The 25,434-nt window shown below is 46.3% G+C and carries 18 protein-coding genes, 1 tRNA gene and 1 pseudogene; 11 read left to right on the top strand and 9 right to left on the bottom strand.

What is annotated here, in order from left to right; all coding sequences use genetic code 11:
- Positions 1 to 1,965, top strand: coding sequence for a homoaconitase (lysF, locus tag OZ401_RS02530; protein WP_341469143.1), 1,965 nt, complete (start codon positions 1 to 3; stop codon positions 1,963 to 1,965).
- A 432-nt stretch (positions 1,966 to 2,397) separates the two neighbouring features.
- On the top strand, positions 2,398 to 5,076 hold the full coding sequence (gene clpB / locus OZ401_RS02525; protein ID WP_341469142.1) for an ATP-dependent chaperone ClpB: 2,679 nt from the start codon (positions 2,398 to 2,400) through the stop codon (positions 5,074 to 5,076).
- Here the strand turns inward: clpB and OZ401_RS02520 are convergent.
- Complete coding sequence (locus tag OZ401_RS02520) at positions 5,073 to 7,835, bottom strand: cation-translocating P-type ATPase (RefSeq protein ID WP_341469141.1); 2,763 nt, start codon at positions 7,833 to 7,835, stop codon at positions 5,073 to 5,075. The two genes, clpB and OZ401_RS02520, sit on opposite strands and share 4 nt — an antisense overlap.
- A gap of 788 nt (positions 7,836 to 8,623) precedes the next feature.
- On the opposite strand from OZ401_RS02520, the gene OZ401_RS02515 reads away from it, so the two are divergent.
- The gene (locus OZ401_RS02515; protein WP_341469140.1) at positions 8,624 to 9,037 is read left to right on the top strand and encodes a response regulator; all 414 of its coding nucleotides are present in this window, start codon (positions 8,624 to 8,626) and stop codon (positions 9,035 to 9,037) included.
- A gap of 110 nt (positions 9,038 to 9,147) precedes the next feature.
- Entirely contained in the window at positions 9,148 to 9,549 is a 402-nt protein-coding gene (locus OZ401_RS02510; RefSeq protein ID WP_341469139.1) for an ArsR/SmtB family transcription factor, read from the top strand.
- Between the two features lie 6 nt (positions 9,550 to 9,555).
- On the opposite strand, the gene OZ401_RS02505 is transcribed toward OZ401_RS02510, so the two are convergent.
- Positions 9,556 to 10,461 (bottom strand): hypothetical protein, encoded by a 906-nt coding sequence (locus tag OZ401_RS02505; protein ID WP_341469138.1) that lies wholly within the window; start codon positions 10,459 to 10,461, stop codon positions 9,556 to 9,558.
- A 146-nt stretch (positions 10,462 to 10,607) separates the two neighbouring features.
- Between OZ401_RS02505 and OZ401_RS02500 the strand changes: the two genes are divergently transcribed.
- On the top strand, positions 10,608 to 11,138 hold the full coding sequence (locus tag OZ401_RS02500; RefSeq protein WP_341469136.1) for a DUF2231 domain-containing protein: 531 nt from the start codon (positions 10,608 to 10,610) through the stop codon (positions 11,136 to 11,138).
- Positions 11,139 to 11,141: 3 nt separating this feature from the next.
- On the opposite strand, the gene OZ401_RS02495 is transcribed toward OZ401_RS02500, so the two are convergent.
- The 6 genes from OZ401_RS02495 to OZ401_RS02470 form a co-directional block, all read right to left on the bottom strand.
- Positions 11,142 to 12,287, bottom strand: a complete 1,146-nt coding sequence (locus OZ401_RS02495) for an arginase family protein (RefSeq protein ID WP_341469135.1) — start codon at positions 12,285 to 12,287, stop codon at positions 11,142 to 11,144.
- A gap of 28 nt (positions 12,288 to 12,315) precedes the next feature.
- Positions 12,316 to 12,391: transfer RNA gene (locus OZ401_RS02490), tRNA-Phe, on the bottom strand.
- Between the two features lie 125 nt (positions 12,392 to 12,516).
- The gene (gene leuD / locus OZ401_RS02485; RefSeq protein ID WP_341469134.1) at positions 12,517 to 13,122 is read right to left on the bottom strand and encodes a 3-isopropylmalate dehydratase small subunit; all 606 of its coding nucleotides are present in this window, start codon (positions 13,120 to 13,122) and stop codon (positions 12,517 to 12,519) included.
- A 10-nt stretch (positions 13,123 to 13,132) separates the two neighbouring features.
- Positions 13,133 to 14,581, bottom strand: coding sequence for a 3-isopropylmalate dehydratase large subunit (leuC, locus tag OZ401_RS02480; protein ID WP_341469133.1), 1,449 nt, complete (start codon positions 14,579 to 14,581; stop codon positions 13,133 to 13,135).
- A gap of 103 nt (positions 14,582 to 14,684) precedes the next feature.
- Positions 14,685 to 15,155: a hypothetical protein gene (locus OZ401_RS02475; protein WP_341469132.1), complete on the bottom strand. Its 471-nt coding sequence runs from the start codon at positions 15,153 to 15,155 to the stop codon at positions 14,685 to 14,687.
- A 102-nt stretch (positions 15,156 to 15,257) separates the two neighbouring features.
- Positions 15,258 to 15,704, bottom strand: a complete 447-nt coding sequence (locus tag OZ401_RS02470; RefSeq protein ID WP_341469131.1) for a hypothetical protein — start codon at positions 15,702 to 15,704, stop codon at positions 15,258 to 15,260.
- A 267-nt stretch (positions 15,705 to 15,971) separates the two neighbouring features.
- On the opposite strand from OZ401_RS02470, the gene OZ401_RS02465 reads away from it, so the two are divergent.
- The 4 genes from OZ401_RS02465 (at position 15,972) to cydC (ending at position 22,017) form a co-directional block, all read left to right on the top strand.
- Positions 15,972 to 17,351 carry a cytochrome ubiquinol oxidase subunit I gene (locus tag OZ401_RS02465; protein WP_341469130.1) on the top strand — a complete coding sequence of 460 codons (1,380 nt, stop codon included), beginning with the start codon at positions 15,972 to 15,974 and terminating at the stop codon, positions 17,349 to 17,351.
- An 11-nt stretch (positions 17,352 to 17,362) separates the two neighbouring features.
- The gene (gene cydB, locus OZ401_RS02460; protein WP_341469129.1) at positions 17,363 to 18,376 is read left to right on the top strand and encodes a cytochrome d ubiquinol oxidase subunit II; all 1,014 of its coding nucleotides are present in this window, start codon (positions 17,363 to 17,365) and stop codon (positions 18,374 to 18,376) included.
- A gap of 159 nt (positions 18,377 to 18,535) precedes the next feature.
- Positions 18,536 to 20,287 (top strand): thiol reductant ABC exporter subunit CydD, encoded by a 1,752-nt coding sequence (gene cydD / locus OZ401_RS02455; RefSeq protein ID WP_341469128.1) that lies wholly within the window; start codon positions 18,536 to 18,538, stop codon positions 20,285 to 20,287.
- A complete protein-coding gene (gene cydC / locus OZ401_RS02450) occupies positions 20,284 to 22,017 on the top strand; it encodes a thiol reductant ABC exporter subunit CydC (RefSeq protein WP_341469127.1) in 1,734 nt (577 codons plus the stop codon). The genes cydD and cydC overlap by 4 nt, the downstream gene beginning before the upstream one ends.
- Before the next feature lie 30 nt (positions 22,018 to 22,047).
- On the opposite strand, the gene OZ401_RS02445 is transcribed toward cydC, so the two are convergent.
- On the bottom strand, positions 22,048 to 23,904 hold the full coding sequence (locus OZ401_RS02445; protein ID WP_341469126.1) for an aldehyde ferredoxin oxidoreductase family protein: 1,857 nt from the start codon (positions 23,902 to 23,904) through the stop codon (positions 22,048 to 22,050).
- Between the two features lie 649 nt (positions 23,905 to 24,553).
- Here OZ401_RS02445 and OZ401_RS02440 point away from each other — a divergent pair.
- Both OZ401_RS02440 and OZ401_RS25860 read left to right on the top strand, forming a co-directional pair.
- Entirely contained in the window at positions 24,554 to 25,120 is a 567-nt protein-coding gene (locus tag OZ401_RS02440; RefSeq protein ID WP_341469125.1) for a DUF6630 family protein, read from the top strand.
- 32 nt (positions 25,121 to 25,152) lie between these two features.
- A pseudogene (locus tag OZ401_RS25860) lies at positions 25,153 to 25,302 on the top strand (HEAT repeat domain-containing protein); the annotation flags it as partial.
- Between the last annotated feature and the right edge of the window lie 132 nt (positions 25,303 to 25,434).

The raw sequence follows: 25,434 nt of genomic DNA, 5'->3' as shown, positions 1-25,434 counted from the left end.
ATGGGTCAGACCCTAATCGAAAAAATTGTGCAACGCTATGCCGTAGGCTTGAAACCCGGACAAAAGGTTTACGCTAATGACTTCGTATTGTTGAAGCCTCAGCACGTAATGACTCACGATAACACCGGCGCAGTAATCCCAAAATTTGAAAGTATGGGCGCATCCGGTGTTTTTGATTCAAAGCAACCTGTGTTCGCACTCGACCACGATGTGCAAAACAAGAGTAAGGAAAATCTCGGCAAATATACCAAAATTGAGACATTTGCCAGAAAACAGGAGATTGCCTTCTTTCCCGCCGGAACCGGGATTGCCCATCAGGTTATAACAGAAGAAGGGTTTGTTTTACCCGGTACAGTGGTAGTGGGAAGTGACTCTCACTCGAATCTGTACGGTGCGCTTGCCTGTGTTGGGACACCTGTGGTACGAACCGATGCTGCCGCTATCTGGGCGACTGGTCAAACTTGGTGGCAAATTCCCGAAATTATCAAGGTTGAAATCACCGGGAAACTTGGTTTGGGAGTAACCGGCAAAGATGTAATCCTTGCCCTAATCGGTACTTTCGCCAATGATGAAGTGCTAAACGCTTGCCTTGAGTTTACCGGAGAGGGTATTGCCAGCCTGACCATGAGCCAGCGCAAAACTATTGCGAATATGACTACCGAATGGGGCGCATTAGCAGGTGTTTTCCCTTACGATAGCCGAGTACGGGATTACCTGCTCAACCGGGTTGAGTTCTTTGAAAAACGCGGCGACCAAAACCCGCGAATCACCCGCGCTATGATTGATGAAACCGACTGCATGGATTTGAAGCCCGACCTTGATGCATACTACGCCAAAGAAATAATCTTTGATCTTGGTTCGGTTACGCCCACAGTGGCAGGACCGAACGAAGTAAAGGCAATGGTTTTCCTACCTGAGCTTGAGCAACAACGCATCAAAATTGATAAAGCCTATCTGTTAAGCTGTGTAAATAGTCGTCTGGATGATATTGAAGAAGCCGCAGCAGTGGTAAAGAATCGCAAATTTGCAACAGGTGTGAAATTCTATCTGGCGGCAGCATCAGCCCAAATTGAACAACAAGCAAAAGAACTGGGCTACTGGCAAACGCTGGTTGAAGCAGGGGCACAAACGCTGACAGCCGGTTGCGGACCGTGTATCGGGCTAGGTGAGGGCGTATTAGAACCGGGCGAAGTAGCGATTTCTGCCACCAACCGGAATTACAAGGGGCGCATGGGTTCGCCGGGCGCAAACGTTTATCTGGCAAGTCCGGCTGTGGTAGCCGCTTCCGCGCTGGAAGGATATATTTGCGGCACACAAACGCTGCCTTCCAGACCTGTGGTTGCACGACTTGAGAATCGCCCACGACAAAATCAAGCCGCCGCTGCTGCACAGGATATTTTACCGGGCTTTCCTACCGTTATCGAAGGGGAGTTGCTTTTTGTGCCTAAAGATAACATGAATACCGATGCGATTTACGGCAAGGAATATACCTATAACGATAATCTGCTTCCCGCCGAAATGGCTACGAAAGCCTTCCTTAACTATGACCCGGAGTTCCAGCAAATAACCCGCGAAGGCGATATTCTGGCAGGTGGGTGGAACTTTGGAAGCGGTTCATCACGGGAACAAGCCGCCACAACGCTGAAGTACCGAGGCTTGCAACTGGTAATTGCCGGGTCATACTCGCAAACCTACAAACGCAATGCCTTCAACAACGGCTATATTGCGCTGGAATGTCCCGAACTGATAAACTGGCTCAAAGAAAAATTCAATTCTTCCAACCTGTTAACTATTCGTACCGGAATCAACACCCGTCTTGATTTTGTAAATTCTGAAATTCATTGCGGGGAGCGCAAGTTTGGCTTTTCTCCACTTGGCGCAGTCGCCCAAAGGCTGGTAATAACAGGCGGTTTCGAGCAACTTATACAGGAACAAATCAAAAGTACTCAAAAAGCGCAGGCGTAAAGATTTCGTAAGAAACCTAATCAGCATTTAATAACTTCTTCGTAGCTCTTTTGTTCAAACCAGTATATAAAAGTCCAACGGTGACAGCTTAAGCTCCAACTAAGTTTGTCGAGCAAATTATGGCTGGTGATTTTACACATCGCTGCTTTTGAACCTAATTGAAGACAAGAAGCGCGGGTAAGCAATCTCAAGCATGCGTTTCTTCAGGTTCTAAATAATAGGCTCTAGGAGATGTGTGTAATCACCAGAATTGCGATTCTATACAAATCCCAACAAATTTGGTGTTAAATTCGGCTATAAATTCTCACTTTGGAGCTTCACAATTCAGTCAAATCCTTAAGTTGTCGCCCATGCTTTTAGATTGGCAATCCTAAAATAGCCGTAGTATCATCTACAATATTATTCCCTAATTCAAACAGAAAGAAATGTAGAATGGATACAGATAAATTTACTCAGAAATCTAAAGATGCGGTTATAGAGGCGCAGAGCATAGCGCAAAATTACCATAACAGCGAAATCCAACCTGAACATCTTTTGCTGGCGCTTTTGCAACAACCGGATGGCGTAGTGCCAGAAATAATGCGTCAACTTGGGGTTGATATTAATGCTTTAACAAATGAAATAAACGCCATTTTGGAGCGATTACCAAAGGTTTATAATGCTAACAACCAGATTTTCGCATCCGCACACCTTAGAAAAGTTCTTGAGATAGCGGCTGATGAAGCCAGAAGAATGAAAGATGACTACACCAGCACTGAACATTTGCTTTTAGCGTTGGTTAACCAACAATCTGACAAGGGTTTCTATAATTCAGGGTGCACCGCCTATCAGATTCTAAAATCTTTTAATGTAACGAGTGAACGCATTTATGGAGTGCTGGCAGCGATAAGGGGGAATCAAAGAGTGACAGATGCCAATCCTGAAGGGAAATATCAATCGCTTGAAAAATACGGGCGCGATCTTACCGAATTGGCACGGCGCGGAAAACTCGACCCGGTAATCGGACGTGATGTTGAGATTAGGCGTGTAATACAAGTGCTATCCCGCCGAAGCAAAAATAACCCCGTGCTAATCGGTGAACCGGGAGTCGGTAAAACCGCGATTGTAGAAGGCATGGCGTTGCGGATTGTGCGGGGCGATGTGCCGGAAGGACTGAAAAACAAACGTATTGTTTCCCTTGATTTAAGCTCAATGCTGGCAGGCGCAAAATACCGGGGCGAATTTGAAGAGCGTCTAAAAGCGGTGCTAAAAGAAATTCAAGAAGCGGATGGACGCATCATTGCGTTCATTGATGAACTGCATACAGTGGTGGGCGCAGGAAAAGCCGAAGGCGCGATGGATGCCGGAAACATGCTCAAACCGATGCTGGCAAGAGGTGAATTGCATTGCATTGGGGCAACCACACTGGATGAATACCGCAAGCATATTGAAAAAGATGCTGCTTTGGAAAGACGCTTCCAGCCTGTGTTGGTAGGCGAACCGGGCGTAGAGGATACCATAAGCATCTTGCGAGGCTTGAAAGAACGTTACGAGGTGCATCACAAGGTGCGAATAAAGGATTCGGCATTGGTAGCAGCAGCTATGTTAAGCAATCGCTATATAACCGACCGCTTCCTGCCAGACAAAGCAATCGATCTGGTGGACGAAGCCGCCTCTAAAATACGCATCGAGATTGACAGTATGCCAGTTGAGCTTGATGAAATCGAACGGCGTATCACCCAACTTGAAATTGAGCGGGAAGCCCTACGCAAAGAAAAGGATGCTGCCAGCAAAGAACGTCTTGAAAACATCGAAAGAGAGCTTGCCGACCAGAAAGAAACCGCCGGAGGTATGCGGGCGCGCTGGCAACAAGAGAAAGAACAAATTGTAGCGGTAAGCAGCCTTAAAGAACGACTAGAAAGCATCCGGCTCGAAGCAGAGAAAGCCGAACGTAGCGCGGATTATGAACGAGCGGCACAGCTTAGATACGGGCAATTGGTACAGTTAGAAAATGAGCTTAAAGGCAAAGAGGAAAAACTGGAAGAACTGCAAAAACAAGGCATGCTTCTAAAAGAAGAGGTGGATGAGGAAGATATTGCCGAAGTGGTTTCGCGTTGGACGGGAGTACCGGTAAGCCGCTTGATGGAAAGCGAGATGCAAAAGCTGGTACACATGGAAGAACGCTTGCATGACCGAGTAATAGGACAGCGCGAAGCAGTACGGGCTATCTCAAATTCAATTCGCCGCGCCCGCGCCGGATTGCAAGACCCCAATCGTCCGTTAGGCAGCTTTATTTTCCTCGGACCTACCGGAGTGGGTAAAACCGAACTAGCCCGCGCACTTGCCGAATATCTCTTCGATGATGAAAAGGCAATGATACGCATTGATATGAGCGAGTATATGGAAAAGCACAGCGTCTCACGACTTATCGGCGCGCCACCCGGCTATGTCGGTTACGATGAAGGGGGTCAAATTACCGAAGCGGTACGGCGCAGACCTTATAGTGTAGTGCTACTGGATGAAATTGAGAAGGCACACCCGGATGTTTTTAACGTGTTACTTCAGATTCTTGATGATGGTCGCCTCACCGATGGGCAAGGGCGTACAGTAGATTTCAAGAATACCGTCATTATTATGACTTCAAACATCGGTAGCCAGTATATTATCGACTTACAACCGGGGCAGGCTGAGGAGATGCGTGCATTGGTGACACAGGCTTTGCGCGCACAGTTCCGCCCCGAATTTCTGAACCGAGTGGATGAAACTATTATCTTCAAATCACTTTCGCGCCGCCAAATTGGTCAGATTGTAGAGTTGCAATTAATAACAGTGCGCAAGCGATTGCTTGATAGACATATCGAAATAGAATTAACCGAGCAAGCGAAAGAATATTTGGTTGAGCAGGGCTATGATCCGGTTTACGGGGCGCGTCCATTGAAACGCGCAATCCAGCGGTTATTGCTAGACCCATTGGCATTGATGATGCTGGACGGCCAATTTATTGAAAACGACCAGATTATAGTTGACCGAAAAGAAAATGCCGGGCTGATTTTCCTATGCCGCCGCGAAGGGGCAATCAGTGAAATCAACCCGGCACATTCCTACGATGAGGAGGATGACGACGACTATTAGCCGGGAATTAATCCAGCCCGTCGTCGTTTGAAGAGCTTAACAAACTCAATTACTACCAGTAATATAGCGCTCAAAGCAACACTAAGCAGGAAATCGAGCGGCGATAATTCTTTAAGCCCCAGAAAAACTGACAAGGGGGTATAAATCGCCGCAACCTGTAAAACCGCCATTATACCAATGATATAGCACATCACCCGGTTGCTGAAGATTCCGATGCTGAAAAGTGAATCGTAATTTGAGCGGGTAGCCAACGCCTGAAATATTTGCAAGAAGGCAAGCGTAGTAAAAATCATGCTCTGCCATTGCTGGAAACCTAACATATTGTAAACCACGCCCACTACCAGAGCGATTAGCCCAATCACCACGCCAATCCAACTCACCCGTAAACCCATACCCCCACTGAAAATACCGCTATCAGGTGAATTGGGTGGTCGGTTCATAACATTTTTTTCCGCTTTTTCCATGCCCATGCTCAAGCCCAACAAACCATCGGTCATCAAGTTTAGCCAGAGCAGTTGCAAGGGTAATAATGCCACCGTTGTCTCCACTTTCAAACCAGATAACGCAAACGGTAGGGGCCAGAACAGCATTACTGCCACTTTGCCGATATTCCCCGCCACCGAAAACATTACAAAGCGACGCAGGTTATCATAGATAACCCGTCCTTCCTCTACCGCCGCCACGATTGTGGCAAAATTATCATCCCGGAGTACCATATCAGAGGCTTCTTTAGCAACATCGGTGCCGGTAATGCCCATTGCTACGCCAATATCAGCCTTTTTCAAAGCGGGAGCATCATTTACTCCATCTCCGGTCATGGCTACGATATGCCCTTTATTTCGCAATGCTTGTACAATTCTAAGCTTGTGTTCAGGCGCAACCCGCGCAAAAACCGATACATTCTCAACTGCCTCATTCAGTTGCTGCTCGTTCATTTTGGATAATTCATCGCCTGTCAGTACGGTGGTTTCGGTAGTAATACCCAAATCGCGCGCTATATAATTGGCAGTAAGCGGATGGTCGCCGGTAATCATAACCGGAAGTATTCCAGCAGTTTTACAGCGTGTAACGGCTTCACGAACTTCCTCGCGGGGAGGGTCTATCATCCCAACCAACCCAATAAATATTAAGCCAGATTCGTCTTCTTCCTTAATGTCAGTATGATTAATATGCCGATAGGCTACACCTAACACCCGCATACCGCTGGCAGATAGCGCATCTCCAGCAACTTGTATTCGCTGCCTTATTTCAGAATCCATCGGCTTGACCGCATTTTCAAGCCAAACATGGCTGGAAACCTTTAGCAGATAGTCCACCGCGCCTTTGGTAAAAGCAAGGTAGCGATTTTGAGGGATAGCTTGCCAGACCTTTAACACTTCCTTCGGCAAAAGCTTATCGGGGCAATGATGGACGGTAGTCATGCGTTTGCGACTAGAATCAAAGGGTAATTCACCGATTCGCGGCATGCTATCCAGCAATTCATCGTTGACCATTCCCCCCTGTAAAGCTGCCAGCAATAGCGCCCCCTCAGTAGGATCGCCGATAATCCCAGAATTTTCCGAATTTTCAGCAGTCTGAAGATGTGCATCATTACATAGGGTTACCGCCGCCAGCAACATTGTCACCCCAACAGGTTGCTGTGAAGCGATAGCTTGCTTTGCTACTTCAAGACGATGCCCTGCAACATCAATTATCTGTACTACCATCCGGTTCTCGGTGAGCGTGCCGGTCTTATCCGAGCAAATAACCGTCACGGAGCCTAGCGTTTCAACGGCAGGTAACTTGCGAATCAGAGCATTGCGTTTGAGCATACGCTGCGCTCCTAGCGCCAATGTTATAGTTACAACTGCGGGTAAACCTTCGGGAATCACCGCCACCGCCACCCCGATAGCGGTAAGCAACATTTTGGTAAGCTCTTCTCCGGTCAACAAACCCAATACCATTATTAGAAGTGCCACCGCCACCCCACCAAGCGCCAGTTGTTTACCCACTTTATCCAGCTTTTGCTGAAGGGGGGTTAACTCTTCTTTGACGCTCTGAATAAGCGAGGCAATCTTGCCAAGCTCGGTACGCATTCCGGTCTCAACCACCAGCGCTTTGCCACGACCATAAGTTACCAGCGTACCCATGTACCCCATATTGAGACGATCTGCCAGAGGTAAATCTGCATTTGCAAGGGCACTAGTAGTTTTTTCTACCGGTTCTGATTCCCCGGTAAGGGCAGCTTCCTGAATTCGCAGGTTAAAGCTCTCTATAATTCTGCAATCGGCTGGAAGAAGATTGCCGGTTTCTAGCAGAATAATATCGCCCGGAACAAGGAAACGTGCGCTTATTTCAACCAGTTTTCCATCACGAAAAACCCGTACTGCCGGAACAGCCAGCTTTTTAAGAGCCGCAATAGCTTTTGCAGCGCGATATTCCTGTACAAAACCTAAAATGGTAAACAGGATAACTATTGCTAATATTGAACCGGCTTCAAGAAATTTGCTTAGAAATAATGAAAGCGCGGCGGCAGCCAGTAGGATTAGCACCATTACAGCCGTAAGTTGTTCCCAGAAAATTTTTAGGGGGGGTTTAACCCCTTTATCCAACAATTCATTAGCGCCATAGTCAAGCAGAAGTTGGTCAACTTTTGTTTGAGAAAAGCCGATTTCAGGATTTACCTCGAAGTGAGCGATTATTTCTTTTTGCTCAAGGGTGTGCCATGGAATTGAATTGGTAGGAGGGGTTGAAGGTGAGGTTATAACTTGGGTTGGCATCTGGACATACTCCTTTCTAGTTCAGGCTTTTCCTGAAAAAGAAAAAACCATCACACGCTAATAAGCCGTGATGGTCTCACCGTTAGCACCTTACAAAAAGCGCTTCCAGATAGCCGGGAGATATACTCCGTGCTGACGACTATCTAGCCCGTACCAGCGGGCGGTTACTCCCCATTACAGGGGAAGTAATAATACTTTCCCTCAATTTTATAGTAGCCCTATTTGCAGGTGATGTCAATGGAAGCCGAGTTTTGAATTTAGTTGGCATAAGCTAAAACATCAAAAATCAATTGTTATGTTAGTTTGTAACAATTCAGGCAGATAGAAAATAGACCTATGTAACTAACGGAATCCAAGCGGGGTTCTCAGGGGTGCAATCCCTGTGCGGGGTCGCAAGGGGTGTCCCCTTGAACTCACCCTCTCTCTTTTCCCCCTTGAGGGGGTTAGGGGGTGAATAGTTATGTTAGTTTTTACATTTTCAATAATACAGTTCATAAGAAACTGAGATATAATGGATTTATAAATTTACCTAAATGAATATATATAATCACTAATAAAATTAAGTCATTATAAAATACATGGCACAGACTATAATGTCAGCAAATAACAAATCCGTAAGTGACTTGATTTTGGAAAACCAGCTTCTGCGGGACACGTTAGCCGAATTAGAAAACAATTCACCAAATAAAGCTGCTGAATTAAACAATAAGGCACTTGTCACAGAATCACAGACTAAAAGCGGGACTAATTATAATAGTAACCTACCAGGTTTAACTCAGAATTCGGATATGGAACCACTAAGCTCACGAACCCAACCAACCGCATACAAAGTATTGGTTATGGATGATGAGTCGGCTGTACGTAACTTGCTAAAGCGCGCCCTCACCAAATTGGGTTATAAAGTTTTGCAAGCGGTGGATGGGAAACAAACTCTCAAAATTTATAAAGAAGAGCAGCTATCCGATGAGCCTGTCGCGGTTGTTATTATGGATCTAACTATACCTGACGGAATGGGTGGAGAAGAAGCAATCAAAAAACTGCTTGAAATTGACCCGGAAGCTAAAGCTATTGTATCCAGTGGCTATTCCACCAGTGCAGTGATGTCTAATTTCTACGAGCATGGCTTTAAGGGTGTATTGTCTAAACCCTACACTTTAACAGAACTAAAACAAACCCTCGAAAGAGTGCTGAACACAAACTAAGCAGAGTAATTCCAATAGAGGCTAAAAATCCGGCGCAAAGTGAAGTCGAATTGACAGCGTCCGCCCACTCAATTAGTATACCCTCTAGATTTTCTTGGAAATTTTAGTGCATGGAGGAACTTTTGGTGCTAAAGCACCGTGTTCCATTTGAAAATGAAGAAACCACGCTAGAACAAGTGCGTGCCGCAATGCCCGGCAATGAAGAGATGGGTATTATTGCGCGCATATTTCAGGCACTTTCTGACCCTACCCGCTGCAAAATCATCCTCGCGCTCACCCGTCATGAGCTAAGGGTAACCGATCTTGCTATGGTAGTGGGTAGTTCTACTTCCAGCGTCTCACATCACTTAAAAGGATTGCGTGATATTCGGCTGGTCAAATTCCGGCGCGAAGGAAACACAATTTTTTACTCGATAGATGATAACCACGTTGGCAATCTTTTCAATGAAGTGATTTACCATCTAGATCATGTACAAAATAATCTGCCGGATCACCATCTCCCTGAAGAATAGATAGCTTTAATAAACACTCTTAAAACGTACTGAGGGGCTGCGTAAGCCCAGTTGGACGTATTTACGCGCTAGGTAATCGGCAACGCTGGCATCTAGGCTTATACGGTTGCCAAAAGACAGATTAAAATGCACTGAAGGCTCGCCGGGAGTAATAGATTCGGGTGGCATCTGGGTGCATTGGAAACTCATTATCTCAAAAGGGGCATTCTGTGACGGGTCGGCATAAAACTCGCGCACCCAAATGTTAGCCGTTTTTCCATCCGGTATTGCCGGAACAATATCGAACTTCTGGTTAGCTTTGAGGCTTTCTTCCATAGGATAAGCGCCACGCCTAGTGGCATAGCTCATAGACATCGCGGTGGCGGCTTCTACATCTTTTGGGAAGCTATATTTATAGCTCACGCCGTTAAATTCCACCTCGAAGTTGTTGTATTTCACGGATAAGCCTTGATCTAGAACCGTCCACCAATCGCCAGTCTGTGGGTCAACCGAATGAAATACAGAGCGGGACGGCTCAACACCATAATCTTTCAATAATTCTCGATTAACCGCAGCCTCGTAACCGGAAGACAATTCATAATCGCGTATCCCTTTTTGAGTGAGGTGTTGCAGGGTTGGCGCTTGTGCAGGGACATCCACCAGATATACTTCGCCCAAATCTTCCGGTAAATAAACCAGAGTCGAAAGATCATCCGGGCTTTGCAATAAGTTCTTCACCAAAAATAACCATTCAGTCCAGTAATAGTTATAGCCGGTAACCCAAAGGTCCCAATAAGGCTGAACATAATCAGTTCGGCAGATGGCTACAAAATCACCGATGACCGTACTTCTACGCAGGTTCTGGAGCATTACCTGCTCGTTTTGAGTTAACGGGGCGTATTTTGCCAGTGCTTGACCTTTTTTAGTTGCCACGATTTGCCTACCCTTTTTGAGGTAACCTACTCCAATACTTTTTTTACCAAACTAAAGCAATAAGCTTACTTTAGCAGTATAATACCATTTTAGCAGATACATTCAAGCTTTTGTTATATTTAGTTAAACCTTGGAGGAACTATTTTATGACCCCCTATGGCGCTCCTCTGCATCCCTTACTTGTTCATTTTCCCATAGCATTATTAATTGCCGGTGTTGTAGCCGGGTTTGTTGCAAGCTTTCCAAAGCTCGGTTGGTTGCGGGTGGTGGAAATGGTATTAATGGCGGTTGGTGGCATTACCGCTTTGGTAACTCGCCAAACCGGGGAAGAAAACGCCGAACGTTTCATGTCAGCGATAAGACGCAGCGGCGCTTCTACCGATGTTTATGAAACCCACAAGCTGTTTGCAAATTTAACAATCGTTGCCTTTGGCTTATTAATCATGTTCAGGTTGGCAATTTGGGGTTGGTTTTTATTGCGTGACAAACAGAAACTTGCAGAACTCAAGAATTCCCCGATAGTTTTTCTGGGTGCTATTTTCGCACGTGCCCAAATTGTGCCTGTCTTTTTTCTAGTAGTGTATCTTCTGGGCGCATTGGTGGCGGTTGGGTTTCTGTCGGCAACGGGCTACTATGGTGGGGAACTGGTTTATACCTATGGTATCGGTATAAAGTAGGCGCTACCTTAAATTCATAGAATCTAAAACGTCTTTAGCCAAGCTCAACATTTGGCTGGATTGTGCTATCGAATCGGGATTAGGTTGTGGCATGTCGGTTAGTGGGTCATGCAAAGCGGTGTAAGCGGCGGCAGAAACAGTTTTTTGCCCGGCAAGTTGTGCCAGCAAGATTGCCCAGCACCGCTCCACAACCTCCGGTTCGTAGCCACCACCGCCTACTACCAATAAGCGTCCATTACAAGCCCGATGAGCCAATGCATGTGTTTGTTCCGCCACATACTCATAGGCTCTGGTGGATAGCTTCAAACCCGACATTCGATCGGTATAGTGCCCATCCGCGCCATATTGCAAGATTATAGCCTGTGGTCTGTAGCGTTCCACCGCTTCAAGCGCCAAATCAAAACCTTTCAGATATTCTGCATCGGTGGTAAAGCGGGGGAAAGGTAAGTTAAGGCAATAACCTTCACCCTTACCACTTCCGCGCTCTTCAAGCGTTCCGGTGCGCGGAAAAAAACGCCCATCGTACATATGCAGCGAGACGGTCAGAATTGGCTCATGATACAGCAAGTTCTGCGTACCATCGCCATGATGTCCATCTACATCGAGAATTGCGATACGTTCAAAACCGTATTGCTTTTGCCAACGCCGAACCGCCATTACTATATCGTTGAACAGGCAAAAGCCGGAAGCTCGATCATATTGAGCATGGTGCAAGCCACCCGCCGGGTTAAAAACATGCTTTACCCTATCGGTAGCAATTAAATCTGCCCCTAAAAGAGTAGCGCCAACTGCCATGGCTGCTCTGCGGTAAATACCACGCCAAGCAGGAGTATCGTTTCGGTCAAACATACCCTCACCTTTTTCATCCATTTCAATGACAAACTGGATATAAGCAGGGTCGTGTACGATGCTCAATTCTTCGATAGTTGCCTGAACCGGGTGGTAAACGCTAACCCTACCGCTTGAGTTTATCTCAGGAGGATTTGCCGGGTCATAGTTGGAATCAATAAGAGCCAATTCGCGGAATTTAAGAAGAGCAACACGATAGCGTTCCCATGAGCGGGTAAGCCGTGAAAAACCACGCTCGTTAAAAACTTCGTGGTAAATTACTGCTGTATCGGATACTGGTGCTAGGGGGTTGTACATCATTGCAGAATAAAACCGCTATAAAAACAAATGGTGCCGAGAACCAGACTTGAACTGGTGACCCTGCGATTTTCAGTCGCATGCTCTACCAACTGAGCTATCTCGGCACTACTTATTAGATCTTTTAAGGCGAGAAGAAGAATACCACATCTTCAGGAAAATTTCAAGCGGATGGGCAAGCCAGTTTCAACTGAGAGCTAAGCTGTCCATCCGCTTGTTAGGTAGCCCTTCCCTATAACCAGGGAGTAGCCTCACGCCGTACCGCTTCAAAAGCGGCGATTTTATCATCAAAACTCAGAGTCCAACCTATGTTATCCAACCCATTGAGTAAACATTCTTTCTTGAATGGGTCTAATTGGAAAGAATAAGTTTTACCCCCTGCCACAGTAATTGTTTGATTGGGCAGATCAATTTGAATTCGTAAACGCGGCTCTGCTTCTATTTCTTCAAAAAGCTCATCCACTGCCTCATTTGGAAGCATTATCGGCAGCATTCCGTTATTAAAGCAGTTGTTGTAAAAAATATCGGCAAAACTCGGCGCGATGATGCTACGAAAGCCGTGCTCATTCAAAGCCCATGGCGCATGCTCACGCGAGGAACCGCAACCGAAATTCTCACGTGTTACCAAAATAGTGGCATTCTGGTAACGCACCTGATTAAGCGGGAATTCAGGGTCAGGCGAACCATCGGGCTTGTAGCGCCAGTTTGCAAACAAACCTTTTGCCATGCCTGTGCGCTTGATACCCTTGAGATATTTCGCCGGGATAATTTGGTCTGTATCAACATTGGCACGGTCAAGCGGCATCACTACACCGTTTAGATTAACGAAGGGTTCCACTTTTATCCTCCTAAAATTCCCACTCACGAACATCTACGAAATGTCCGGCTATAGCAGCGGCGGCAGCCATTGACGGGCTAACCAAATGGGTTCGACCACCCTTGCCTTGTCGCCCCTCAAAATTGCGATTAGAGGTGCTGGCGCAACGTTCGCCTTCCTCTAGTTTGTCCCCATTCATAGCCAAACACATGCTACAACCGGGTTCGCGCCAATCGAAGCCTGCTTCCTTGAAGATTATGTCAAGTCCTTCGTCAATAGCTTGCTGCTGAACCAAACCGCTGCCGGGAACGACCATCGCCCAAACACCTTCCGCTACCTTGCGACCTTTCGCTACACGCGCCGCAAGACGCAAGTCCTCGATACGGCTATTGGTGCAACTACCAATAAAAATTCGGGCGAGTTTAATGTCCTGGATTCTGGTATTTGGAGTCAATCCCATATATTGAAGGGCGCGATAAGCGGAATTTCGAAGGTTTGGATCTTCCAAACTTTCGGGGTCAGGTACGTTACCGGTTACAGGCGCTACCATACCGGGAGTAGTACCCCATGTGACCATCGGCGTAATAGCGGCAGCGTCAAGCACTACAACATTATCATACACTGCGCCTGAATCACTGGGAAGGGTTCGCCAATGTGCCACTGCGGCATCCCAATTAGCCCCTTGCGGCGCATAGGGACGACCTTTCAGATAATCTATGGTGGTATCATCCGGCGCAATCAGACCAGCACGCGCCCCCGCCTCGATTGTCATATTGCAAACGGTCATACGCCCTTCCATAGAAAGAGCGCGAATGGCACTTCCGGTAAATTCAATGGCATAACCTGTGCCACCGCCCGTTCCAATCTCACCGATTATGTAAAGTACAATGTCTTTGGCAGTGCAACCGGGCGGTAACACTCCCTCTACTCTAACTTCCATAGTTTTTGGCTTCATCTGGAGCAGACATTGGCTTGCCAGCACATGCTCAACCTCGCTGGTGCCAATCCCAAAAGCCAGCGCGCCAAATGCCCCATGTGTGCTGGTATGGCTATCCCCGCAAACGATTGTCGTTCCCGGTAAGGTGATGCCTTGCTCCGGCGCAGTTACGTGTACAATCCCGTTGCGGGTATCATCCACCCCAAAAAAGTTAATGCCAAAGTCGGCGGCGTTTTGCTCCATAGTAGCAATCTGCAAGGCACTTTCTTTGTCAATAACCGGAACATTGCTACGTTTCCCATAATTTCCCAGCGGAGTAGTTGGGATACTATGGTCAATCAAACCAAAAGTGAGGTCGGGGCGACGAATCCGCCGTCCGGTAACACGCAAGCCTTCAAAAGCCTGCGGCGAAGTCACTTCATGGGTTAGGTGTCGATCGATATAAATCAGGGTAGCCTGACCGGGTTCTTCCCTTACGACATGGCTTTCCCATATTTTCTCAAAAAGGGTACGCGGTTGAACCGCATTCGATGGATCACTCATGCGCTAGCCTCTCTCAATATAGAATTAATCTTACCCACAGCGCGGAGGTGGTATGAATAGCAACAATCAAGCTAAGTTCAAATCTTTGCAAACCATATTTGTATTACAGCCCAGCTTCAGGCGGCGAAGATGAAGGATTTTCTAGCGACTGTTCCTCCTCTGAAATCTCGGAGTTCTTAGCTACCAGACGTACCCTCAAAATCTTGTTCAAATAATTCAACTTCTGACGAGCAGAATCATTTAGCAGCTTGTATTCCGGGTTAGAAGCAATAACCTCTTTAAGCATCGTCTTGTGGCAAACATCATAAACACGCATAATCTCAGTAGCGCTTACCCCTGAGCGTAAACGTTCGGTTACCACCTTGTCCAGATAATTTACCATAACCCGGTTACTGTTAGCATCTATTGAAGCTATAACTGCATCAAAACTATTTTTAAGTTGCCCACATAAAGTTTCAAACGAAATAGCGCTGTAAGCTGGAAATTGGTTTTTATCTTCAAATATCTGGCGAGCAGCAGCAGAACATATTTCAGACAGCCTTGCCTGAAGCACAGCCGCTAATTGATTATTCATATCCTACCTGCTACTAATAACATAAAGGTCTGGATAGCGTAAAAATCCAGACTTTTAAGCTTAAATAATAGCGCTTATATTAGGCGATTTAGACGGAATATGTCAATTTGGTAAGCTCGTTAGTTTTGAAGCTGAGTTTTCTTCAATGCTGATTGCTATCAGGCGAGTTCTTACAATGGAAGTGAGGTAGTTAATACGCAACCGTACAAAATTGGCAAAGGCAGGATCACCGGGCTTACTACGTATTGCACAGTGTACAGTTTCTTCCATCGTAACTGCCAGTATGTTTAGAATATCATTACAGCTAAACCCTTTTTTCAAGAGTTCTCTGATTCTAATATCGATAATATCTAATACCGGCTTGGCTGAGTTTATCCTGATGGAATCTACAAAGTAAACGAATGTGGCTTTAAAACGATTATGCAATTCTTCTAGAGGGATATTCTTATAAATGGTATATTTTGCCGGGTTAGCCAGTACCCGCAATGCAATTTTGGAGCAGATCTCATCAGTTAAGAAAGCAAGAACATCTGACAAATCCTCGTTCATAGTAATCTTCTCTTACTAATTTTTGCCCACTAAACGAAAATCACATTCAATGAATTTATTATACTCCTTGTTAATAATTTAACAAGTTAACATAATACGAATCAATTCTAGCGCATCACTATAAGGAAAACCAATAGGCATAATTTGCCGATTCAATTTAGTTTTTACCTTGTTTTTACTAAATATTACTACATCCTTTACCGATTTGAGCTATCCTCAATGCAAGCTGTGAAACAAAAGCATTGTTTCGTGTATAAGGAGGTTGGCATGGATGCTCTAATGCTGGCGCGTTGGCAATTTGGCATCACCACGATTTATCATTTTTTCTTCGTACCACTCACACTTGGTCTGTCTTTGCTGGTGGCAATTTTCCAGACCGCATATGTGAGAACTGATAGCGATACTTACAAGCGCATGACCCAATTCTGGGGCAAATTGTTCTTGATTAACTTCGCAATGGGCGTAGTTACCGGTATCGTACAAGAGTTTCAATTTGGAATGAACTGGTCAGAATATTCTCGTTTCGTAGGTGATATTTTTGGAGCGCCGCTGGCAATCGAAGCTTTGCTGGCTTTCTTTTTGGAATCCACCTTCGTAGGCGTTTGGATATTTGGATGGGGCAGATTAAATAAACGTTTGCACCTTGCCTCAATTTGGCTTGTAGTAGTCGGCAGCAATATTTCAGCCCTCTGGATATTGATTGCCAACTCGTTTATGCAACAACCGGTCGGCTATACCCTGCGAAACGGACGTGCAGAAATGACCGACTTTGGCGCGCTTTTAACCAACCCAAATCTATGGGTACAGTGGCCGCATGTGTTCACAGCCGGTGTCGCCACTGCCTCATTCTTTGTAATTGGTATCAGCGCCTGGCATTTACTACGCAAAAAGGGTGATCTTGACCTTTTCCGCAAATCTGCCAGTATTGCTATGGCTACCGCTATAATCGCTAGCATGTTAGTAGCGCTGGTTGGGCATACTCAAGCGCAGCATATGGTACAAACCCAGCCTATGAAGATGGCTTCGGCTGAGGCGCTGTGGAATTCAGAGTCTCCGGCTTCGTTCTCCATCTTTACCATTGGCGATGAAAATGCCAACAAAGATGTTTTCGCCATTAGACTCCCTACCTTGCTCAGTATCCTGTCATATAACAATACTTCAGGCGAAGTGAAGGGCATCAATGACCTTCAAACTGAGTATGAGAAAACCTATGGTCCCGGTGATTATATACCGCCGGTATGGGTGGTTTACTGGAGTTTCCGCGCTATGGTAGGCGCGGGAGGTTTAATGATAGTGCTTTCCCTCTATGGCTTATATTTGGTAATATCTAGAAAGCTCAGCACTCGTTCGTGGTATCTAAAGCTAATGCTGGTTGCGATGGCATTGCCGTATATTGCCAATTCTTCAGGCTGGATTATGACCGAAATTGGACGGCAACCTTGGATAGTATTCGGGCTTATGACTACTGAGAAAGGCGTTTCTACCGCAGTTGGTGCAGAATCGGTGCTAATTTCAGTTGTGATATTCACCTTGCTTTACGGCGCACTAGCAGTGGTTGACGTATATCTTTTGGCTAAGTATGCACGAGATGATGCCAGCGCCAAGCCGGAAAATTCTGAAGAAGCCGATTTAGTGGGCGCATACTAGGAGGGGATGCTATGGATCTGAATACTTTCTGGTTTATCCTAATTGTCATCCTGTTTATCGGCTTCTTCTTCCTAGAAGGCTTCGATTACGGGGTGGGTATCCTGCTTCCCTTTGTAGGCAGGAACGAAAAAGAAAGAAGCGTAGTCATTAGCTCGATTGGACCTTTCTGGGATGCCAATGAGGTCTGGTTACTGACTGCCGGTGGCGCAATTTTCGCAGCTTTCCCGAACTGGTATGCCACTATGTTCAGCGCCTTCTATCTTGCGCTGGTAGTTATGCTGGTGGCATTGATACTTCGAGGAGTAGCATTTGAGTTTCGTAATCGCGAGGAGAACGAGACTTGGCGCAAGTTCTGGGATTGGGCAATCTTTGGCGGTAGCCTTGTTCCGGCACTACTGTGGGGAGTAGCAATTGCCAATGTGCTGGCAGGTATCAAAATTGATGCCAAAAAACAATATATTGGCACTTTCTTCGATCTGTTAACACCCTATACCTTGTTGGGTGGTTTGGCTTTTGTAGCCTTGTTCGCCCTACATGGTGGCATCTTCTTAACGTTAAAGACCGAAGGCGAAATTTTGGAACGCGCCTATAAATTTACATGGTATGCTTATGTACCGGCAGTAATTCTGGTAGCAGGTTTTGTAATAGCAGGTTACTTCGCTACCGATATTTTCAAGGGCTTGGGTATTAACCCCGGCGTTCCGGCGGTTGGAGCAGCAGCAGCATTACTCGCCAGTGGCTATTTTGTGAAAATCCGCCGCAGCGGTTGGGGTTTCATAATGACAGGATTGACGATTGTGCTGGCAACACTAGCGATGTTCCAAGGCTTGTATCCGCGAGTGCTGATTTCAAATATTGACCCGAAGAACAGCCTGACCGTGTACAATGCCTCATCATCTGAGTACACTTTAGGGGTAATGAGTTGGGTTGCGATCAGCTTCGTGCCGATAATGCTACTCTATCAAGCGTGGAATTACTGGGTATTTCGCAAACGGGTAAGTATTAAGAGTCACGGACACTTGTAAGTAGCGCGGCTTCTTTGAAGTGAGTAGTATGCTAAAATAATCAGTATCTTAAATAAGGTACACCGCTTAGGGTGTACCTTATCTCTTTACTGGAGAACCGCTATCCCTAAGCGATGCAGCGCGCCCGCAGTGCGCTTGAATAGCTGGAGTTGTTGATAAATGAAGCTGGATAAACGGTTGTTACAACAAACCGGAAATGCCCGGCGCTATCTTGTAATTACCATCGGTTTGAGCGTGGTAATCGGCATTTTGACTGTTACGCAAGCTCATTTTATGAGCCAGATAATAGACGGTGTATTCCTCTCAAACCTAAAGCTTGAGCAGGTAAGCGACTGGCTTTTTCTGCTACTGCTGGCAATCATCCTAAGAGCCTTGCTGGTTTGGGGCAGCGAGGTAGCGGCAGACCGAGCAGCTAGAAATGTAAAAACTAACCTTCGCGAAAAACTCTTTTCCCATCTTTTCAAATTAGGCCCAGCCTATACCAGAAGTGAACGAACGGGCGAGCTTACCAATACTGCCGGGGAGGGGATTGAAGCCCTCGACGCATTATTCAGCCAGTATTTACCCCAGATTTTTATAACCGTACTCGTTCCACTCACTATATTGATTGCAGTTTTCAGCGCAGATACTTTATCCGGTATTGTTTTGTTAGTTACCGCCCCGGTGCTACCATTTTTTATGGAATTAATCGGCAGGATGGCGGGAGTGCTTACCAGAAAACAATATAAATCAATGAGTTTGCTGAGCGCCCATTTTCTGGATGTCTTGCAAGGGTTAACTACCTTAAAACTATTTGGGCGCAGCAAATTACAGGAAAAGAACATAGCTAATACCAGCGAGAGTTTCCGACGTTTGACAATGAGCGTGCTAAAAGTGGCGTTTCTCTCTGCGCTAGTATTGGAAATCGGGGCAACTATCAGCACCGCCATAGTAGCGGTGGAAATCGGCTTGCGGTTGGTCTATGCTCAGATTGGTTTTCAATCTGCGCTGTTTGTGCTACTGCTTGCGCCAGAGTTTTATATGCCCTTTCGAGCATTGGGAGCGCGTTTTCATGCCGGGATGTCCGGTTTTGCGGCAGCGCAACGCATCTTTGAAATCCTTGATAAGCCAATTGCCAGCAATGAAGCCAAACCTACCAATCCATACCTAGCCTTCGAACCGAATGAACCATTAAAGCTGGAATTTGAGCAGGTGCATTATGCCTATAACGGCGGAGAGCGTCCCGCCTTGCAAGGGTTGAGCTTTACGATTGAAGCGGGTCAGAAAATTGCGCTGGTTGGGGCAAGCGGGGGCGGGAAAAGTACAGTTGCACAATTGTTATTGCGCTTTTTTGAGCCGGATTCCGGTTCAATCCGGGTAAACGGGTTGGCGTTGGGAGAAATTAAAGCGGAGGAATGGCGCAAGCAAGTGGCTTGGATACCGCAAAATCCCTACCTGTTTAATACCAGCGTATTGGAAAATATCAGGCTTGGGAAGCAGGGCGCAAGCCTTGAGGAAGTGATTGAGGCGGCAAAGCTGGCAAATGCACACGATTTTATAGCCACCTTGCCACAAGGGTATGCCACTGTTATAGGTGAGCGCGGTTCGAGATTGAGCGGTGGACAGGCACAACGCATCAGCCTTGCCCGCGCTTTTTTACGTAACGCCCCATTGCTGATTATGGACGAGGCTACCGCAAACCTCGACCCAGTACAAGAAGCCCGAATAGTGGAAGCAACCAACCGCTTGCTTGAGGGGCGGAGCGCGTTGATTATCGCGCACAGGCTATCCACCGTTTACAGAGCCGATAATATCTTAGTTCTAAAAGAGGGGCGCGTGATTGAAAGTGGCGCACATCATGAGCTACTGGCGAAAAATGGGCTATATCGCGAACTGGTGGGAGCTTACCGTGAGCGAGGTGACGCAGCATGAGAACTTTTGCCCGTTTGCTGAAAATGACTTTCCCGCTAAAGTGGTGGGTTTTATTGGCGGTTTTATTGGGCGTTTGTACCATTGCTGCCGGAGTGGGCTTGATGTCCACTTCCGCTTACCTGATTTCTGCTGCTGCGCTGCATCCCTCAATCGCTGCCTTGAACGTGGCTATTGTGGGAGTGCGCTTTTTCGGTATAGCAAGAGGCGTTTTCCGCTATCTCGAACGCTACGTCAGCCATGAAGTAACTTTTAGATTATTGTCAGGTTTCCGCACTTGGTTTTATCGCTCAATCGAGCCACTTGCCCCGGCAATCCTTACCCGTGAACGCAGCGGAGATTTACTCTCGCGAGTTATTTCAGACATCGAAACTTTGCAAAATTTCTATGGACGGGTGCTTGCCCCACCGTTGGTAGCAGCTGTAACTGCCGCCGGAATGTGGCTTTTGTTGGGTGCATTCGACCCGCTTTTCGCACTGACATTGCTGTTTTTCTTCCTATTGGCGGGAGTTGGCGTACCCTGCCTTACCTACTTGCTCAGCCGTTCAATCGGTAGAGAGTTAGTACAGACTCGCGCCGAACTCAACGCTCAAATGGTGGACAGCTTGCAGGGAATGGCGGAAATCGTCGCCTTTGGCTGTGAAGCTGAATTTTCTCAGAAGCTACAAGAAAGTAATCGCCAACTTGTAAAACTACAGAGTCGCTGGTCTTTGGTAAATGCTTTACAAAACAGCCTCGGCAACCTGCTAATTAACCTTGCCGCATGGACGATGCTTATTGTAGCGATACCGCAGGTGCGAGAGGGTAAACTGGATGGGGTTTATCTGGCATTGCTGGCGTTGGCAGCTATCGCCAGTTTTGAAGCGATCATGCCATTGCCTATCGCTGCGCAAGCTCTCGGCACAAGCCTAGAAGCGGGGCGAAGATTGCATGAAATCGCCGATAAGCCTCTGCCGATTGCAGAGCCTGAAACATCTGCAAATCTTACATGCTTTGATATTTCGTTTAAGCAAGTAGGCTTCCGATATGAAGCGGGAATAGCGGCGGCTTTGGAGGGGGTTAGTTTTGAACTAAAGCAGGGGCAATGTTTGGCAATCGTTGGACCGAGCGGCGCAGGAAAATCTACCATTGCCAATTTGCTATTGCGCTTCTGGGATTATGAATCGGGTAGTATTCGAGTGGGTGGGCAGGAAATCAAGAATTTCTCTCAAGAAGAACTTTTGAAACATATAGCGGTTGTCAGTCAACAAACCCACCTTTTTAATACTACGATTCGTGAAAATTTGCAGATAGCGCGTTCTGACGCTTCTGTTGAAGAATTAGAGCAAGCAGCCCAAGCGGCGCAGATTCATGAGTTTATTTCATCGTTGCCACAGGGCTATAGTACCCTTGTGGGTGAACAAGGCTTAAACTTAAGCGGCGGAGAAAGACAAAGGCTGGCAATTGCGCGCGCCTTTCTGAAAGATGCCCCATTGCTAATTCTCGATGAAGCTACCGCAAACCTCGATGCCTTAACCGAACGAGAAGTATTAAAAGCATTGCAACTCTTGCAGCAAGGTCGCACCACTATTATGATTACACACCGTCTTAAAGGGTTGGAAACAGCCGATGAAATAGTGGTTTTGCGCGGGGGACATTTAGAAGAACACGGCACACACCATCAATTGCTACAATTGGAGGGTTTGTACTGGCAAATGTGGGAATCGCAGAATCAAGCGCTCTACTCGGCTTAAACCCGAAGGCTAGATAAAAGTTCCCGCCTATTATCTTCGGGCGCGTGTTTTCTCACTGACAATGCCGAGCGTTTGTAAATTCTCAATACGGGGCATACCATCGGCAGTAAAACCGCGAAGCATGTAATATTCTTCCAGCATCTTGTTAAGTTCTATATATTGCCCGCTGGCTTTGCCTTCGGTTAGGCGTTCCCTGAGAAAACGGTTGGGAAGAGTATCATCCAAACGTGGGTTCATGCCGTTGCGTAGGTTAAACAAGCGTTCCACCGTACTAATGCGTTCACCGATTAGCATAATATCCATCTCGGTAAAGCGCGTACCGATGGCAAAAGTCAATAAATCGGCTACATCCGCAGGTTTAAGCGCATAGGTGGTGAAAGAATAATGCTTGCAAATCGCCGAAGAATCCAGCACCGCGCCGAAATATTCGTGCCAGATTACCATATTGGCTTTGCCCTGCCATGCCGAAGGAATAGCGGCAGACGAAAAGATAAATTCGTTTTCTGCTTCTGCTTCTGTCTTATCCAACAGTTCAAATTGTGGCATATGATATGCCGTATCACCACCACGATTTGAGATTGCCATTGCCAGAGCGTGACCCTTCGCGGCGCGACCATCCACCGCATTAATCTCAAGCCCTTTAACTTCCATTGCAAAATCGCGGCTACCGTCAATAATACGAGACATCTGGCGCACGCCCTTTGACAGCAACTCCCCTGTACCTTGCCGCAATGCTGTAAGCCTGATTAGCTCAAGAACCGTCTCATCATTGCCCCAGTCCAACACATCTTCGTCATATAAGCGGCGTTGGTAACATTCCATCAAAAAGGCAATCGAACCTGCCATAGAGATGGGGTCAAGCCCCAAATTATCGCATAGAAAACCCGCTTCGATAATGGTATTGCCATTGCTGATACCAAGGCGCGGACCAAGATTGGAGATAGTTACATAATTGGGGCGCGGACGTTTACCACGAGATGATTCTATAATTGCTTTGCAAGGCATAATACAAGCGCTGCAAGGTCTTTCGGCGAGGCGACGGTCTTGACTACGGGATAGGTTATCCATTGTATTGCGGCTAACCCCGATAATCCGATTAAAAACCCCATCCTGCCCGTTCCGTATCAGCAACGCGCCGTTACTGTGCGACACATTCAACAATTCAGTCGTACCGTAGCGGCTCATTGCCCCAAATAAGCGATCGTTCTTCACCTTATTGTGAATGTCCCGCATCTTTTGCAAGAAACGATCGGTATTATAAAGCGTAATATCTTTTGTGCCGTGTACCGCAATAGCCTTCAGGTTTTTAGAACCCATCACCGCGCCAAGCCCGGTGCGAGCAAGTGGGTCGATATAATCGCAAAGAATACTGGCGTAGGGTACTTTGTTCTCACCCGCAGGCCCTATTACCGCAATCTTGTAATCATCACCCAAACGCTGGTGTAATAAATCAAGCGTATCATAAGTACCGCGCCCTTTAAGCCAGTCTGCCGGTTTTATATCGCAGCGGTCATCGTCAATTTCGATATAAACAGGTTCGTCAGCCGCGCCTTCCACAATAATCATATCGTAGCCGGCGAATTTTAGTTCACTCGCCCAGAAGCCTGAAACGGTATCAATACCCAACAGTCCGGTCAGGGGGGAACGAGCGCAAGCGGTTACACTGGCAGCAGCAGGAGCCATCGTGCCGTTTAGCGGGCCGGTTGCAAAAATCAGGATGTTCTCAGGGGAAAGCGGCTCGGTATTTCTGGGCAGAAGCTCATAGAGCATTTTCACGGCAATGCCGCGCCCGCCCAAATATTCTCGCTTTAGCTGTTCGGGTAAGGGGAGAGAGATTACCTTGCGTGTTGTAAGGTTTACTCGAAGAACCTTGTTGGCGTATGACATCAGTATGCCTTAGAACGATATAATACTTAAGCCCCAAATGCCCCGCTTTTGGCTTTGCAATGTCAGAAGTACAAAGCCAATTTTACACTAGCCTGAATTAAAAGGCAATAGATATGTAAAGTTGTTCATTTGAAAAAAGTGACATGCTCTGAAAAAAACGCTTTTAGAAAGATAGGGGGAATCACAGGTTGCAGCAAAAGCCAAAAGACTATTGCTCAGCAATAAATAACCCTTTTTCCCGTTATAGCGCTGGAAACTGTGATTAAGTCGGTGTAACCGCTGAGGAATAGGCACGTTATATTATTGATAGTTTACTATCGGACACCTCAAGATGATAACTCAAACCAAATCTTTTCTACCAATGGGTCTGTGCACGGCAGATCCATTTTTTTGAGATAATTAGATTGCCCCTTCAGAATAACCAAAAGGATTTGCTGATATTTTCAAGGTTGTACAAATGGATAAGATTGCGACATCCCGGCAGAGTATTCACCATTGGAGCTTAAGTTGTCAACTATGATATTTGTATTGCTTAAATTGACTCATTTGTTTGTAGTATGCTATTCTGGGGTTCACTCCACTGGGCAGCATTCTGGGACTTTCACCAAGGAAAATTTAATAAACACTTCTTAACAAGGTGGTGCATTTTATGAGTCAGTATAATCACGAGAAATTACTAAAGCTTGCCCGGGAATTGCTACCCAATGACCCTTCATTGGTAGAAGAGATGAAGGAGATTATAGAGGATACTCCTGAACATAGTGTTAGGTACGAGGGAGCCTGGCAAGACGGTGTGGGTTGGTATGCTGTTGAGGTTGAAGAGAATTTACACGAAATTCTCTGGGACACCTTGTTGAATGAATTAAGAGAATGTAATCGCTTAGTGGAGCTTGATAGGATCGAGTTACCTGACGATATTGCCCAAAATATCGATGAATTGCTGGAAGACTTACCACCTGATGCCAACCGTTGGAATTGGATAGAAACCGAAGGCTGGGGTTGGAAAGATAGAAGCCGCTGGTATAAGTTAATGCCTAATGGATTTCTAAAAGAAGTGCAAAAACGAGTAATTAGCCCGGATAAATTATTAGTTCGCCTGGATGTTGATTCCGTTGAATACGAGGTTTGCCTGATAGATGCTTTCAGGTTTGAGAAAATTAAGAAGCTTTCGCAAGAATCCTGCTATGGAAAAATAGTAAAAGTAGAAGATTTGTAACAGAATGACATAAAGGGTGATTAAATGATACTGATAATGATGTTAGGCGTTATGCTATACAAGCTTTAGGCTATATCGGCGGTCCTGAAGTATTAGACGCACTTGTAGCTCAAATAAGTGATCAAGATGAACAAGTTCAGTTAGCTGCAAAATATGCTATTGCACAAATCTCTGAAAAGTAGACGGAAATTATTAGGTTCGAGCAGGAACTTAAGCTCAAAGGCTATCGAGGAACAGCACCCGGCGGGAGAGCAGCCCGACCACATGTATTACTCCGAAGGCTTCAATTAACAATAAGATGCGGCGCAGCTAAA

Source organism: Candidatus Chlorohelix allophototropha (assembly GCF_030389965.1).
Classification (GTDB): Bacteria; Chloroflexota; Chloroflexia; order Chloroheliales; family Chloroheliaceae; genus Chlorohelix; species Chlorohelix allophototropha.
This window is presented reverse-complemented; position numbering and strand designations above follow the sequence as displayed.

What these genes read in the sequence shown, in the direction of transcription:
- lysF (WP_341469143.1), top strand. Translation starts at nt 1, where the DNA reads ATGGGTCAGACCCTAATCGAAAAAATTGTGCAACGCTATGCCGTAGGC.
- clpB (WP_341469142.1), top strand. Translation starts at nt 2,398, where the DNA reads ATGGATACAGATAAATTTACTCAGAAATCTAAAGATGCGGTTATAGAG.
- OZ401_RS02520 (WP_341469141.1), bottom strand. Translation starts at nt 7,835, where the DNA reads ATGCCAACCCAAGTTATAACCTCACCTTCAACCCCTCCTACCAATTCA.
- OZ401_RS02515 (WP_341469140.1), top strand. Translation starts at nt 8,624, where the DNA reads ATGGAACCACTAAGCTCACGAACCCAACCAACCGCATACAAAGTATTG.
- OZ401_RS02510 (WP_341469139.1), top strand. Translation starts at nt 9,148, where the DNA reads ATGGAGGAACTTTTGGTGCTAAAGCACCGTGTTCCATTTGAAAATGAA.
- OZ401_RS02500 (WP_341469136.1), top strand. Translation starts at nt 10,608, where the DNA reads ATGACCCCCTATGGCGCTCCTCTGCATCCCTTACTTGTTCATTTTCCC.
- OZ401_RS02495 (WP_341469135.1), bottom strand. Translation starts at nt 12,287, where the DNA reads ATGATGTACAACCCCCTAGCACCAGTATCCGATACAGCAGTAATTTAC.
- leuC (WP_341469133.1), bottom strand. Translation starts at nt 14,581, where the DNA reads ATGAGTGATCCATCGAATGCGGTTCAACCGCGTACCCTTTTTGAGAAA.
- OZ401_RS02475 (WP_341469132.1), bottom strand. Translation starts at nt 15,155, where the DNA reads ATGAATAATCAATTAGCGGCTGTGCTTCAGGCAAGGCTGTCTGAAATA.
- OZ401_RS02470 (WP_341469131.1), bottom strand. Translation starts at nt 15,704, where the DNA reads ATGAACGAGGATTTGTCAGATGTTCTTGCTTTCTTAACTGATGAGATC.
- OZ401_RS02465 (WP_341469130.1), top strand. Translation starts at nt 15,972, where the DNA reads ATGGATGCTCTAATGCTGGCGCGTTGGCAATTTGGCATCACCACGATT.
- cydB (WP_341469129.1), top strand. Translation starts at nt 17,363, where the DNA reads ATGGATCTGAATACTTTCTGGTTTATCCTAATTGTCATCCTGTTTATC.
- cydD (WP_341469128.1), top strand. Translation starts at nt 18,536, where the DNA reads ATGAAGCTGGATAAACGGTTGTTACAACAAACCGGAAATGCCCGGCGC.
- cydC (WP_341469127.1), top strand. Translation starts at nt 20,284, where the DNA reads ATGAGAACTTTTGCCCGTTTGCTGAAAATGACTTTCCCGCTAAAGTGG.
- OZ401_RS02445 (WP_341469126.1), bottom strand. Translation starts at nt 23,904, where the DNA reads ATGTCATACGCCAACAAGGTTCTTCGAGTAAACCTTACAACACGCAAG.
- OZ401_RS02440 (WP_341469125.1), top strand. Translation starts at nt 24,554, where the DNA reads ATGAGTCAGTATAATCACGAGAAATTACTAAAGCTTGCCCGGGAATTG.